The following is a 13,643-nucleotide window of genomic DNA, read 5'->3' as shown; positions in this document are numbered from 1 at the left end:
GTTGAATGAAGGCGTGCAGTTCGGCGCCGTCCAGCGTGCGTGCCTCGTAGGCAGACGCGGAAGCAGCCGGAGCAATCGCTCGCGGCTCGAAATGGGCGCAGCCGCTGATCGCCAGGGCCGCCACGCAGAAAGTGATTGTGATTCTCATGGCAGGGATCTTTGTTTCGCAGGGGAGTCCGGAGTCCAAGCGCTGAACCGCGAGCCGTCAAGACGGCGCCAGCGAAGTGTTGACGAAGGCTCGTTAAGTTCGCGCTACGACCTCGAACTGATCTGCGTATAGCTTATAGGGCCAAATCATGAGGTCGATCTCTACCGCAACCCAGCTCGCTTCCCACTGCCGACTCGTTCAGCGCCACCGAAGGGGACGCGGATTTGGTTGCGCATTTCCATCGCGCTATCGGACCCTATGAGCGTCAGCGATGCGTGGCTTCGTAAAATGCGCAACGTCGCCACGCGGGCGACCTGAGGGCGCGCATGGTGACGATGGTTCGGAAAGCGTGGTTGCCGGTCGTGGTCGCAGGTGTGCTGATGAGTTCGGGACAGTGCGCATTGGCCGCCGACAAGGCTCCGGACATTGCGCAAGACGACGCGACCCGCATGCAGGCTCTGCCGGCTCGCGTGACGCTCGGCTTCGAACGCTTGCGGCTGCCCGATGACGAACATGTAGGCCTGCTCGGCGCCAACCTGCCTCAAGCACAGAGTTGAAAGCGTTCGAACCCGCGCTCGCCGCCGACCCGACTCCTGCGGCAACCGCCCCTGCGACGGGCCTTGGCCAACTGCTCATGCAGGATGCCCGCCACGTGCTGCGTTCGCCCATTCGCTGGGACCAGAGCTCCTGGCAGGACATCGGGCTGATTGGCTTGGCCGTGGTGGGCACTGCGGCCGTGTTGGACAGACCGCTTCAGAATGCCGTGCAGCGACATCGGAACCGAACGTCCGACAAGGTCGCCCGAGTCTTCGAACCTTTCGGTGCGGAGTATTCGCTGGCGGTCTCGGTAGCTTCTACCTTGCGGGCGCCATCAACGACGACCCCAAGGCCAACGCGGTCGCGCAAGACGGTCTTGCCGCCAGCCTGATTGCATCCGGACTCATCACGCCCGTCTTGAAACTGGCCGTCGGCCGCAGTCGGCCGGCGCAGGATGAAGGTACGCATCGTTTTCGACCGTTCGGGGGCAACGCCTGGTTTCCGTCCGGTATTGTGACCCAGGGGTTCGGGGTGGCTTCGGTGATCGCCGCACACTACGAGCCGTGGTGTATAAAAACGACCGCGTATGGTGCAAGCCTCGATGCGTCGAATCCATCTGCAAAATTGAAACGTTCACGGGCTCTCAGATGCGATGCGCCGTGAGCGTCATGAGTTTGGCGGCGCCACGCATCAGCCAGCGTGCCGGCGCCGGCAACGGGGTGGCGCCGGCGTTCTCGGCGGCGTCGGCATGGCGTGCCTCGTCGTCGCGCATCTGCGCCACGATGGCACGAGACGCCGCGTCCTGCGCCGGCAGACGGTCGAGGTGTCGTGCAAGGTGCTGCTCGACCTGGCGCTCCGTTTCGACCAGGAAGCCCAGGTTGACGGCGTCGCCGGCCCGTCCGGCCAGCAAGCCCACGCCGAAGGCGCCGGCATACCACAAGGGGTTGAGAAAGCTGACCCGCCCGCCGAGTTCGGCCAGCCGCTCCTCGGTCCAGGCCAGGTGATCGGTCTCCTCGCGGGCGGCCGCTTCGAGCTGGGTTTGCAGCGCCGGATTCGAGGTGCTCAGCGCCTGGGCATGGTAGAGCGCCTGAGCGCAAACTTCGCCCACATGATTGACCCGCATGAGGGCCGCGGACAGCGCTCGGTCCGCCGCGGTGAGTTCGCTCTCGGGTCGGGCGGCCGGTTGCGGCGTGGGGCGCGATGCCGAGTGGCTGGCGAACACCGTGCGCAGACCCTGGTCGAGAGCCGCGGTCAATTGGTCTAAGGGCGTAAGTTTTCGCATCGTGGTCTTTCGCTGCGGCAGTGTGGGCAACGATAGCCTGGCGGCTTGCCCTCGGTTTTATGTCGATGGTGTGACGAAAGGGCAAGAACGCCCAGGCCTGGGATCAGTTGTAGCACCGCAACAAAATTGGCCCTGTTGGGGCGGGCTGATCCAATTTCCCCGCATGTGTCTGTTGAAATATCGGCTTCCGATTAAGTTGACGCCTGTCGGCCGTAGCGATACAGACAGACAGGCGTCTCGTTTCAACTTTGGAGATGGCCGCAATGAAAAAATCAATCCTCGCTCTCGCTGCGCTCGGTGCCTTTGCCGGTGCCGCGTCGGCGCAATCCTCGGTCACGCTGTACGGCCGTGTCGACGCCAACGGCACCTATTCCAAGCCGGGCGACAACATCAACCGTGGCGACGCCTCCTGGCGCATGTACGACGGCGGTGCGGCCAGTGGCATCGGGGGCTCGCGCTGGGGCCTGCGTGGCACGGAAGACCTGGGCGGTGGCCTGCGCGCCTACTTCCAGCTCGAATCGGCCTTCAACCTTGACACCGGCAGTGATGGAAACGTGAACGCCAACACGGGAGCCGTAAGCTCAACCGGCACGACCTCCGGCCTGTTCGGTCGCCAAGCTTATGTGGCTCTGGGCTCCAAGACGCTCGGCGATGTCCGCTTGGGCCGCCAGGAATCGATCTCCCGCATCATCAACGGCCAGTTCTCTGACGTGTCGGTCCTCGGTGAGATGAAGATCGACGAAGGCGTGCTCGCCACGGCGGCCAATACGTCTACCGCGCTGTTCCAGACCTTCGGCCAGCGTGTGAACAACTCTCTGGCCTACATCTCACCGAACCTGGGCGGCTTCCAGCTGCAGGCGATGGTGGGTGCCGGTGAAGGAAGCACGGCGCGTTATCAGGGCCTGATGGGCTCGTACAAGAACGGCCCGCTCGCCGTGGCCGTGGGCTACGAGGAATACGACTCGTTCGGTGCTCGCACCAGCTCCTACAACAAGGTGATCCACGTCGGCGCCAACTACAACTTCGGCGTCGCCACCCTGTTTGCGGGCTTCCAGAACTCCACCGATGTCGGCTCGAACCTTGGCCCGGCGCTGACCGCAACGTCCATCCAAGACCAGAAGGCTTACACCGTGGGCGTGATGGTGCCGATCAACTCGTTCCAACTGCGCGCCAACTACACCAAGGCCGACTACGACCTGGTGAACGGTTCGACGGAAGACATTCAGAAATACGGCGTGTCGGTGCGCTACCTGCTCTCCAAGCGCACCACGTTGTACTCCGCGTTCACCGAGCGCTCGGGCAGCAGCAGCGCCTTGACGAGCCGCTTCAACGACCAGAACTTTGTGCAGAAGCGCGAGTTCACCGTACTGGGTCTTGCCCACACGTTCTGATCAGCGACTTTGTCGTGCTGAAAGGGCACCCCTCGGGGTGCCCTTTTTGTTTGGTGCGCCCGCTGGTCGCACGCCGGCTCGCGCGCCGAGGGCAGGCAGTGTTGCCGCGAGCCCTTGTGCAAGGTCTTTCCATTGACGCTGCGGCCACCCGCTGCGGATGATCGGGTGTCGACGTTGAACACGCCTTCTGCCGCGGCGCCGCGCTGAATAGAACCGCTCATGCTTGCTTTCGTCTGTCGCCGGCTGTTGCAGGCCGTGGTCGTGATGCTCACGGTGGCCTTCATCGCCTTCGTGCTGTTCCAGCACGTCGGCGACCCGGTCACCAGCCTGCTGGGGCAGGACGCGACGCCCGCGCAGCGCGAGCAACTGCGCGCCGACCTCGGGCTGGACCGGGCGTTCCCGGTGCAGTTCGCTCGCTTCGTCGGCAATGCGGTGCAGGGCGAGTTCGGCCTGAGCCTGCGCCAGGGCCGCAAGGTCTCCACCTTGATCGCCGAGCGCTTGCCCGCCACGCTCGAGCTCTCGCTCGCCGCGGCCGTGCTCGCGCTCGCGGTCGGCGTGCCGATGGGGGTCTATGCGGCGCTCAGGCGGGGCACTTTCTTGTCGCACGTGCTGATGATCGTTTCCCTGCTCGGCGTGTCGCTGCCGACCTTCCTGATCGGCATCTTGCTGATCCTGGTGTTTGCCGTCTGGCTGCACTGGCTGCCGAGCTTCGGGCGCGGCGACGTGGTCATGCTGGGCGGCTGGAGCACCGGGTTGCTGACCCTCTCCGGCTGGCAGCATCTGGTGCTGCCTTCGGTCACGCTGGCGGTGTTCCAGCTCACGCTGATCATGCGGCTGGTGCGCGCCGAGATGCTCGAGGTGCTGCGCACCGACTACATCCGCTTCGCGCTTGCTCGCGGCCTCACCGACCGTGCGGTGCATTTCGGCCATGCGCTGAAGAACACGCTGGTGCCGGTCATCACCATCACCGGTCTTCAGCTCGGCTCATTGATCGCCTTTGCCATCATCACCGAGACGGTGTTCCAGTGGCCCGGCATGGGCCTCTTGTTCATCCAGGCGATCAGCTTTGCCGACATTCCGGTCATGGCCGCCTACCTGTGCCTGATCGCGCTGATCTTCGTCATCATCAATCTGGTCGTCGACCTGCTGTACTTCGCTGTCGACCCGCGCCTGCGCATCGACAGCGCGGCGGCGCACTGAGGTCCACTCGAGGAGTCGCGATGGTCAAGCTCTTGCTCGTTGCAGCGCTGTGGGTGGCGCAGGCCACCGTCGCCCAGGCCGTGAGCCTGCGCGTGGCCAACCAGGGCGACGCGCAGTCGATGGACCCGCATTCGCTCAACGAGACGGTGCAGCTGAGCTTCGTCAACAACATCTACGAGCCGCTGGTGGCCCGTGACCAGCAGCTCGCGCTCACGCCGGGCCTCGCCACGAGCTGGAAGCAGGCGACCCCGACCGTGTGGCGCTTCGAGCTGCGCCGCGGCGTGGCATTCCACGACGGAGCGCCGTTCACCGCCGACGACGTGGTGTTCTCCTTCGGACGCGCCGCGGGCGAGGGCTCGGACATGAAGAGCTACACCTCGTCCTTCAAGGAAGTGCGCCGGGTCGATGCGCACACCGTGGAGATCGAGACCACGACGCCGTTCCCCATACTGCCCGACGTCATTGCCTCGGTCTACATGATGAGCAAGGCCTGGTGCGTGGCCAACAAGGCCGAGGCGCCGGTCGACCGCAGGAAGGGTATCGAGAACACGGCTTCGTTCAAGGCTAACGGCACCGGGCCGTTTCGTCTGAAGGAGCGCCAGCCGTCGACGCGCAGCGTGCTGGTGCGTCACGCGGCTTACTGGGACACGGTCCAGGGCAATGTCGACCAAGTGATCTTCACGCCGATTGGCAATGACGCCACGCGGGTGGCCGCGCTGCTGTCGGGCGAGATCGATGTGATGGAGCCCACGCCGCTGCAGGACATCGAGCGCATCAAGGCCAGCCCCGGCTTCAAGGTGTTGCAGGGCCCCGAGTTGCGCACCATCTTCCTGGGCATGGATCAAAAGCGCGACGAGCTGCTGAACTCGAGCGTCAAGGGCAAGAACCCGTTCAAGGACCAGCGAGTGCGCCAGGCGATCTACCAGGCGATCGACATCGAGGCGATCCGCACGCGCGTGATGCGCAACGCCGCCAATCCCACCGCGTTGATGGTGGGGCCGGGGATCAAGGGCTTCGATGCCGCGCTGAACAGGCGGCTGCCGCACGACCCCGAGGCGGCCCGCAAGCTGCTTGCGCTGGCGGGCTACGCAGGTGGTTTCGAGGTCGGTCTCAATTGCCCGAACGACCGCTATGTGAATGACGGCGCGATCTGTCAGGCGGTGGCAGCAAGCCTTGCGCGTGTGGGCATCAAGGTGAATTTGCAGACCGAAACCAAGGTCAGTTATTTTCCGAAGATCCTGCGCCGCGACACCAGCTTCTACCTGCTCGGCTGGACGCCCGGTACCTACGACGCGCACAACGTCCTGAGCTCGCTGCTGGCCACACCCAACGACAAGGGCCAGGGCCAGTTCAACCTGGGCGCTTACAGCAACCCGAAGATCGACGCCTTGACCTTGGCAGTGCAGTCGGAGGTCGATCCCGGCAAGCGCAATGCCCTGATTCGCGAGGCGTTCGAGTTGCATGCCACTGATGTCGGCCACATTCCGCTGCACCAGCAGGCGCTGGCCTGGTCGATGAAGAAGAACATCGAACTGGTGCAGCTTGCCGACAACTTCATGCCGTTCAAGTGGGTGGTGGTCAAGTGACGAACGAAGGGGCGCGTGAAGCGTCGCCGAGCGCGCTGCGTCGCTTCTTCGAGGGCGACCTGTGGCACGGCTTTCGCACCTCGCCGGTGGCGATCGTCGCGGCGCTGATTGCCGCGGCGTGTCTGTTCGGTGCGCTGTTCGCCGACGTGGTGGCGCCGCACGATCCCTTCGACCTGGCGACGCTCGAACTCGCCGACGCCCGACTGCCACCGGCCTGGATGGACGAGGGCAAGGCGACCTACCCGCTCGGCACCGACGACCAGGGCCGCGACATCCTCTCCGCACTGATGTACGGCGCGCGCATTTCGCTCGCGGTCGGCATCGCCTCGGTGCTGCTGTCCATGGCGATCGGCGTCACCTTGGGCCTCGTGGCCGGCTTTACCGGCGGGCGCACCGACGCCTTCATCATGCGGGTGTGCGACGTGATGCTGTCGTTTCCGTCGATCCTGGTGGCGCTGCTGATCGACGGCGTGGGCCGAGCGCTTTTTCCGAACGCGCACGAGTCGCTTGCTTTCGGCGTGTTGGTGCTGGCCATCGCGCTGACCGGCTGGGTGCAATACGCCCGCACCGTGCGTGGCTCGACGATGGTGGAGCGGCAGAAAGAGTACGTGCAGGCGGCGCGCGTGATCGGTGTGGCGCCCTTGCGCATCATGCGCCGCCATGTGCTGCCCAACGTGATGGGACCGGTGTTCGTGCTGGCGACGATCCAGGTTGCCACCGCCATCATCACCGAGGCGACGCTGTCCTTCTTGGGGGTGGGCGTGCCGCCGACCTCGCCGTCGCTCGGAACGCTGATCCGCGTGGGCAACGATTTTTTGTTCAGCGGCGAATGGTGGATTACCATTTTTCCGGGTGCCATGCTGGTGCTGATCGCGCTGAGCGTGAACCTGCTGGGCGACTGGCTGCGCGATGCGCTCAACCCGCGCCTGCGTTGATGGACCCTTCGCAAAGGAGTCTTCCATGAAGACCTTGCTGACGTTCTCGTTGACCGCGGCGTTGCTGGCCGGTTGCGCCACGCCCTACGCGTACTCACAGATCAATGGCCAGCGCTATTACCGCGCGCCGATCGACACCTACCCCTTGCTGGTGCTCGGGGTCGATGGCAAGGACACCCCCCACAGCCCGGTGCTCGTGGATCCCGGCCTGCGCAGCGTGCGCGTTCAGGGGCCGAGCGGCGGCGCCGGCTACGGCCAAACGCGCACGATCTCGCTCGAGGTCAAGCCCTGCACGCGCTACTACCTCGTCGCGGTCAAGGGCAACCGGCTCGCAAGCGACTTCGAGGTGAGGGTCGACCATGAAGAAACCATCGGCGGCTGCACTGTGAAAGCGGCTCGAGCTTGAGCGCTTCGGGCGCGAGCGCGCCGCTGCTGGAGGTGCGCAATCTCGTGGTCGAGTTTCCCGGCCGGCGCGGCACCTTGCGCGCACTCGATGGCGTGTCCTTCGACATCGCCGCGGGTGAAATCCTCGGCGTGGTCGGCGAATCCGGAGCCGGCAAATCGCTCACCGGAGCCGCGATCATCGGCCTGCTCGAGCCGCCCGGGCGCATCGCTTCGGGCGAAGTGCGGCTCGGTGGGCAGCGCATCGACCAGCTGCCGCACGCGCAAATGCGCAAGATTCGGGGCCGCCGCATCGGCGCCATCTTCCAGGACCCGCTGACCTCGCTCGACCCGCTGGCAACCGTCGGGCGGCAGCTCATCGAGACCATCCGCACGCATTTGCCGCTCGATGCGCGCGCGGCGCACGCGCGCGCCGTCGAGCTGTTGCGCGAGACCGGCATTCCCGCACCCGAGGCGCGAGTGGACCACTACCCGCACCAGTTCTCGGGCGGCATGCGTCAGCGCGTCGTGATCGCCCTGGCGCTGGCGGGCAAGCCCGAGCTGATCGTCGCCGACGAGCCGACCACCGCGCTCGACGTGTCGATCCAGGCGCAGGTGATCGAGCTGCTCAGGCGTCTGTGCAAAGTCCATGGCGCGGCGGTCATGCTGATCACGCACGACATGGGCGTGATCGCCGAAGCCTGCGACCGTGTCGCGGTCATGTATGCCGGGCGCGTGGTTGAAATCGGGCCGGTGCGCAGCGTGATCCACGCACCGGCCCATCCCTACACGGCAGGACTCATGGCTTCGATCCCGGCGATCGACCGCGACCGCGAGCGGCTGGCGCAGATCGACGGCGCGATGCCGCGGCTCGACGCGATTGCCGCGGGTTGCCCCTTCCATCCGCGCTGCCCGCAGGCCTTCGATCGCTGCACCACCCAGCGGCCCGAGCTGCTTGCCGCGTCGGCCACGCGCGCCGCGTGCTGGCTGGTGCCAGCGTCGCCAGAGCGTGGCGCGGCCGGGGTGGTCGCTTGAGCCCGCCCGGCCGTCGAAGCCACCGAGCGGCCACGCGCGTGGACGTCGGCGAATGCTGCGGGTGCTGCCGTTGCTGCCGCTTGGCGGGACAGCACGTCGTGCGAAGGGCGCATCAATGAGCGCGCCGTTGGTCGAGGCGCGCGCGCTGAGCAAGCGCTTCGACGTCTCCGCTGCCTGGCTCGAGCGTGTGCTCGCGGGCAAGCCGCGGCAGGTGGTGCATGCGGTCGACGGCGTGAGCTTCGGCATCGAGCGCGGTCGCACGCTCGCGCTGGTCGGTGAATCGGGTTGCGGCAAGAGCACGGTGGCGCGGCTGCTCGTCGGTCTGCTCGCGCCGAGCAGCGGCAGTGTTCACTTTGACGGCGAGGACGCGACACGCCGGTTCGCGGCCGGTAACGCGCGCGCACTGCGTCGCCGGCTGCAGATGATCTTCCAGGACCCGTACGCCAGCCTGAACCCGCGCTGGAGCGTGCACGACATCGTCGCCGAGCCGCTGATCGAGCACGGGCTCGAGCGCGAGCCGGCGGCCTTGCGCGAGCGGGTGGCCCAGTTGCTGGCCTCGGTCAAGCTCGCCGCTGCCGACGCGTCGAAGTTTCCGCACCAGTTTTCGGGCGGGCAGCGCCAGCGCATTTCCATCGCGCGCGCGCTCGCCACCGCGCCGGAGTTCCTGGTCTGCGACGAACCGACCTCCGCGCTCGACGTCTCCGTGCAGGCGCAGGTGCTCAACCTGATGAAGGACCTGCAGCGCGAGCGCGGTCTGACCTACCTCTTCATCTCGCACAACCTGGCGGTGGTGCGCCACGTGAGCGACGAGGTGGGCGTGATGTACCTCGGGCGCATCGTCGAGCTGGCACCCAAGCGCGAGTTGTTTGCCACGCCACGCCATCCCTACACGCGCATGCTGCTCGACGCCATTCCCGACATCGCCATGAGCGGGCGTTCGCGCACGCCGGTGCAGGGCGAGGTGCCCAACCCGCTGGCGCCGCCGGGCGGTTGCAGCTTTCATCCGCGCTGCCCGCATGCTCGGGCGCGTTGCCGCGAAGAGCGACCGGCCTTGCTCGAAATCGGCGGCATCCGCGTGGCCTGCCACGCGGTCGAAGAAGGCCGGATCTAGCCGGGCAGCCGCCGCTCGCCGCGAAACAGTTCGGCCGCGGTTTCGCGTTCGCGGATCAACCAGGCCTGGTCGCCTTGAACCATCACTTCCGCGGCGCGCGGCCGCGTGTTGTAGTTGCTCGCCATGCTCATGCCGTAGGCGCCGGCACTGAGCACCGCAACATGGTCGCCGGCAGCGAGCGCAAGCGCACGATCGCGTCCCAGCCAGTCACCCGATTCGCACACCGGGCCCACCACGTCATAAACGAGCGACGGCAGGTCGCGCAGGGTGCAGGCCACGATGCCCATCGTCGCCTGGTACAGGGCCGGGCGCATCAGGTCGTTCATCGCGGCATCGACGACGCAAAAATTCTTGTGCTCACCGGGCTTGAGGTAGAGCACTTCGCTGAGCAGCACGCCGGCATTGCCGACCAGCGAGCGGCCGGGCTCGAACACCAGTGCCCGCTCGCCATGCCCGCGCGCGTCGATGCGAGCCAGCAGCGCGGCGATCAGCACGTCGGCGCCCGGTGGTGTTTCGTCGGTGTAGCGGATGCCCAGGCCGCCGCCGAGGTCGATGTGGCCAATGGGCAGGCCTTCGGCCTCCAGCGCTTCCACCAGGTCGAGCAGGCGGTCGAGCGCGTCGAGATAAGGCGCCACCGCGGTGATCTGCGAACCGATGTGGCAATCGATGCCTACCACCTCCAGGCCCGGCAGGCGCGCTGCATGCCGATAGGCGGCCAGCGCGCGATCGTGAGCAACGCCGAACTTGTTGTCCTTCAGGCCGGTGGAGATGTAGGGATGGGTCTTGGCGTCGACATCCGGATTGACGCGCAGGCTCACCGGCGCGCGGCGGCCGAGCGCGGTGGCCACCTCGGACAGCAGCTCGAGCTCGGCCTCGCTCTCGACATTGAAGCAATGCACGCCTGCAACGAGCGCACGCCGCATCTCCGCGCGCGTCTTGCCGAGGCCCGAAAACACCACCCGGGCCGGGTCGACGCCGACCGCCAGCACGCGCTCGAGTTCACCGCCGGAGACGATGTCGAAGCCGCAGCCGGCGGCAGCGAAAGTCTGCAGCACCGCGAGGTTGGAGTTGGCCTTCATGGCGTAACACAGCCTGTGAGGGCGTCCGGCCAGGGCGCGAGTGCGGCGAGCATCGCACTGCGCGAGTAGACATACAGGGGCGTGCCAAAGCGCGCCGCCAGCGCGCGCGCTGCACAGTCCTCGATGAACAGGTCTTTGCCGCGGCGGGCGATGAAAGGGGCGCCCGGCAACATCACCGTGCGCCCGCCGAAGCCGCACTCGACGCAGCCGTTGCCGCTGCGGGCGTCGGTGCGCCGCCGCCGGGCGCCGGCAAGTAGAGCGCGCCCTTCTGCCCGCATGCCACCAGGGCCAAAGAACACACCAGCATCGCAGGCAAGCGCCTGCCTAGAATCAAGGCCATCTTCAACATGAGCGGATTCTACGAATGAGCCCCGTCACGGCGAGCGACCCCTCGAGCGATGCGCAGTACCACGCGCTCGCGTCGACCCTGCTGGCGCGCATCGAGGCGCAGGTCGACCGTTGGTTGCAGGACGATGTGGTCGACATCGACGCCGCGCGCACCGGCGGTCTGCTCGAACTGAGCTTTCCCAATGGCAGCAAGATCGTCGTGAACACGCAGCCGCCGTTGCACGAGATATGGCTTGCGGCCCGCAGTGGGGGCTTCCACTACCGTCACGTGGGAGGGCAGTGGCGCGACACCAAGACCGGTGAGGACTTCGTTGCGACGCTGTCGCGATGCGCGTCCGAACAAGCCGCACATCCGCTCAGTTTTTGAACAGATCGAGGATGCTTCTGCGCTCGTCCTCGGTGGCCGCAGGCGGCGCGGGCGCGTCTTCCAGTCCGACCGAGCTGATGCCGTTGCCGGGCCCGTATTCTTCGTAATACCACTCGCCGCCGACATTGATGACGCCTTCGGGTGGCGTCGGCTCCATGACCGGCACGCCCTTGAGCGCCGTGCTCATGTAGTCGATCCAGACCGGCAATGCGAGGCCGCCGCCGGTTTCCTTGTCACCGAGCTTGCGCGGCAGGTCGTAGCCGATCCACACGACGGCCACCAGGCTCTGCGTGAAGCCAGCGAACCAGGCGTCCTGCGAGTCGTTGGTGGTGCCGGTCTTGCCGTAAAGGTCGGGCCGCTTGAGCGTAGCCTGGGCCCGCGCCGCCGTGCCGGTGCGCGTGACTTCCTGCAGCAGGCTGCTCATCAGGAAGGCGTTGCGTGCATCGATGGCGCGCTGCAATTGTTCGAGGGGGGGCGCATCGGTTTGCGCCAGGATGCGGCCCTTGTTGTCGGTCACGCGCGTGACCAGCACCGGGTTGACGCGGTAGCCGCCATTGGCGAACACGGCGTAGCCGGTGGCCATCTGCAACGGCGTCACCGAGCCGGTACCAAGCGCCATCGGCAGATAGGGCAGGTGCTTTTCGACGTCAAAGCCGAAGCGGCCGATCCAGCCCTGCGCGTAGCTCGTGCCAATCGCCTGCAGGATGCGGATCGACACCATGTTCTTCGACTTGGCCAGCGCTCGTCGCAAGGCCATCGGGCCGTCGAACGTGCCGTCGTAGTTCTTCGGCTCCCACGGTTGGCTGCCGGTGGTCGCGGCGTCGAAGAACAAGGGTGCGTCGTTGATCACCGTGGACGGCGTGAAGCCCTTTTCGAGCGCGGCCGAATAGATGAAGGGCTTGAAGCTCGAGCCCGGCTGTCGCCACGCCTGGGTCGCGTGGTTGAACTTGCTCCTGGCATTGTCGAAGCCGCCGACCATGGTGCGGATTGCGCCGGAGCGCGGATCCAGCGCGATCAGCGCGCCTTCGACTTCCGGAAGCTGAGTGATGGACCATTGATCCTTGGCCCCCTTGATGACGCGGATGACGGCACCGGGGCGAATCTGCACCTTCGGGTTCGCCTTGGGAACCAGCCCTGAAGCGGCGGGGCGCAGGCCCTCGCCGGTGATGGTGAGCTGGTCGCCGCTTTGCAGCACTGCAATCACCTGTTTGGCGTTGACCTCGGTTACCACGGCGGCGCGAATCTCGTCGTTGTCGGGGTGCTCGTCGAGCGCCTCTGCAATGCGCGCGTCGAGCTTGTCGGCATCGCGCGGCAAGTCGACATAACCCTCGGGGCCCCGGTAGACCTGGCGTTTTTCGTAATCGGTGATGCCTTTCCGCAGGGCGCGGTAAGCCACCTCCTGTTCGACCGAGCGCACGCTGGTGTAGACGTTGAGCCCACGCGTGTAAGCGCCCTCACCGTACTGGGTGAAGATCAGCTGGCGTGCCGCTTCGGCAACGTATTCCGCGTGCAGCGGCACCGAGATGCTGCGTCGGTACTGGAGTTGTTCGGCCTTGGCGGCCTCGGCCTGCGCCTGGGTGATGAAGCCGTTGTCGAGCATCCGCTCGATGATGTGGCGCTGACGCTGGCGCGCGCGAGTCGGGTTGGCGATCGGGTTGTAGCTCGACGGCGCCTTGGGCAAGCCGGCCAGCATCGCCGCTTCGGCGATGCTCACGTCCTTGAGCAGCTTGCCGAAATAGATTTCAGCCGCCGCAGCGAAACCGTAGGCGCGCTGGCCGAGGAAGATCTGGTTCATGTAGATCTCCAGGATCTGGTCCTTGCTCAGCTGGCTCTCGATCTTGAGCGCCAGCAGGATCTCGTAGACCTTGCGCGCGAATGTCTTCTCGGTCGGCAGATAGAAGTTGCGCGCCACTTGCATGGTGATGGTCGAGGCGCCTTGGCTGCGCGATTCGCCGACGTTGGCGAGGCCCGCCCGCACGATGCCGATGTAGTCGACGCCACCATGCTGGTAGAAGCGCGCGTCCTCGATGGCCAGTACCGCATCCTTCATCACCTGCGGAATCGCGCTGATTGGCACGAACTGGCGGCGCTCCTCGCCGTACTCGCCGATCAGCACGTCATCGGCCGAAAACACGCGCATCGGCAGCTTGGGCCGGTAGTCGCTCAGGCCGCTGATCTCGGGCAGATTGGGGTAGGCCACTGCCAGGGCGATCGTGCCCAGCACCACCCCGGTGAACAGCGCC

At 66.2% G+C, this 13,643-nt stretch carries 12 protein-coding genes and 1 pseudogene; 9 read left to right on the top strand and 4 right to left on the bottom strand.

Translation table 11 applies throughout. The annotated features are described in order from the left end of the window. Window positions 1-474: 474 nt before the first annotated feature. Window positions 475-705 carry a hypothetical protein gene (locus RMO12_RS14210; protein ID WP_309639783.1) on the top strand — a complete coding sequence of 77 codons (231 nt, stop codon included), beginning with the start codon at window positions 475-477 and terminating at the stop codon, window positions 703-705. A gap of 623 nt (window positions 706-1,328) precedes the next feature. Here the strand turns inward: RMO12_RS14210 and coq7 are convergent. Further along, the gene (coq7, locus tag RMO12_RS14205) at window positions 1,329-1,967 is read right to left on the bottom strand and encodes a 2-polyprenyl-3-methyl-6-methoxy-1,4-benzoquinone monooxygenase (protein ID WP_309639782.1); all 639 of its coding nucleotides are present in this window, start codon (window positions 1,965-1,967) and stop codon (window positions 1,329-1,331) included. Window positions 1,968-2,221: 254 nt separating this feature from the next. On the opposite strand from coq7, the gene RMO12_RS14200 reads away from it, so the two are divergent. The 7 genes from RMO12_RS14200 (at window position 2,222) to RMO12_RS14170 (ending at window position 9,606) form a co-directional block, all read left to right on the top strand. Then, entirely contained in the window at window positions 2,222-3,358 is a 1,137-nt protein-coding gene (locus RMO12_RS14200) for a porin (RefSeq protein ID WP_309639781.1), read from the top strand. A gap of 219 nt (window positions 3,359-3,577) precedes the next feature. Further along, complete coding sequence (locus RMO12_RS14195) at window positions 3,578-4,558, top strand: ABC transporter permease (protein WP_309626811.1); 981 nt, start codon at window positions 3,578-3,580, stop codon at window positions 4,556-4,558. A gap of 20 nt (window positions 4,559-4,578) precedes the next feature. Beyond that, complete coding sequence (locus RMO12_RS14190) at window positions 4,579-6,144, top strand: ABC transporter substrate-binding protein (protein ID WP_309639780.1); 1,566 nt, start codon at window positions 4,579-4,581, stop codon at window positions 6,142-6,144. A gap of 35 nt (window positions 6,145-6,179) precedes the next feature. Continuing rightward, a complete protein-coding gene (locus RMO12_RS14185) occupies window positions 6,180-7,079 on the top strand; it encodes an ABC transporter permease (RefSeq protein WP_405029687.1) in 900 nt (299 codons plus the stop codon). Window positions 7,080-7,104: 25 nt separating this feature from the next. Then, entirely contained in the window at window positions 7,105-7,485 is a 381-nt protein-coding gene (locus RMO12_RS14180) for a hypothetical protein (RefSeq protein WP_309639778.1), read from the top strand. Beyond that, window positions 7,482-8,495 (top strand): ABC transporter ATP-binding protein, encoded by a 1,014-nt coding sequence (locus tag RMO12_RS14175; RefSeq protein ID WP_309639777.1) that lies wholly within the window; start codon window positions 7,482-7,484, stop codon window positions 8,493-8,495. The genes RMO12_RS14180 and RMO12_RS14175 overlap by 4 nt, the downstream gene beginning before the upstream one ends. Window positions 8,496-8,610: 115 nt before the next feature. Next, window positions 8,611-9,606: an oligopeptide/dipeptide ABC transporter ATP-binding protein gene (locus RMO12_RS14170; RefSeq protein ID WP_309625513.1), complete on the top strand. Its 996-nt coding sequence runs from the start codon at window positions 8,611-8,613 to the stop codon at window positions 9,604-9,606. On the opposite strand, the pseudogene lysA reads toward RMO12_RS14170, so the two are convergent. Together lysA and RMO12_RS16035 are read right to left on the bottom strand one after the other, a co-directional pair. After that, window positions 9,603-10,858: pseudogene (lysA, locus tag RMO12_RS14165) on the bottom strand (diaminopimelate decarboxylase). The gene RMO12_RS14170 and the pseudogene lysA overlap by 4 nt on opposite strands. Beyond that, window positions 10,858-10,992 carry an LPS translocon maturation chaperone LptM gene (locus tag RMO12_RS16035; protein ID WP_309625515.1) on the bottom strand — a complete coding sequence of 45 codons (135 nt, stop codon included), beginning with the start codon at window positions 10,990-10,992 and terminating at the stop codon, window positions 10,858-10,860. Before RMO12_RS16035 ends, lysA begins: the two are co-directional and overlap by 1 nt. A 57-nt stretch (window positions 10,993-11,049) precedes the next feature. Here RMO12_RS16035 and cyaY point away from each other — a divergent pair, with 57 nt between their 5' ends. After that, entirely contained in the window at window positions 11,050-11,400 is a 351-nt protein-coding gene (gene cyaY / locus RMO12_RS14160) for an iron donor protein CyaY (protein WP_309639776.1), read from the top strand. Here the strand turns inward: cyaY and RMO12_RS14155 are convergent. After that, window positions 11,390-13,639, bottom strand: coding sequence for a penicillin-binding protein 1A (locus RMO12_RS14155; RefSeq protein WP_309639784.1), 2,250 nt, complete (start codon window positions 13,637-13,639; stop codon window positions 11,390-11,392). The two genes, cyaY and RMO12_RS14155, sit on opposite strands and share 11 nt — an antisense overlap. Window positions 13,640-13,643: the final 4 nt, after the last annotated feature.

Source organism: Methylibium sp. (genome assembly GCF_031393925.1).
In the GTDB taxonomy this organism is placed as follows: domain Bacteria; phylum Pseudomonadota; class Gammaproteobacteria; order Burkholderiales; family Burkholderiaceae_C; genus Methylibium.
The sequence above is the reverse complement of the archived record's forward strand: the minus strand, read 5'-3'. Positions and strand labels throughout refer to the sequence as shown.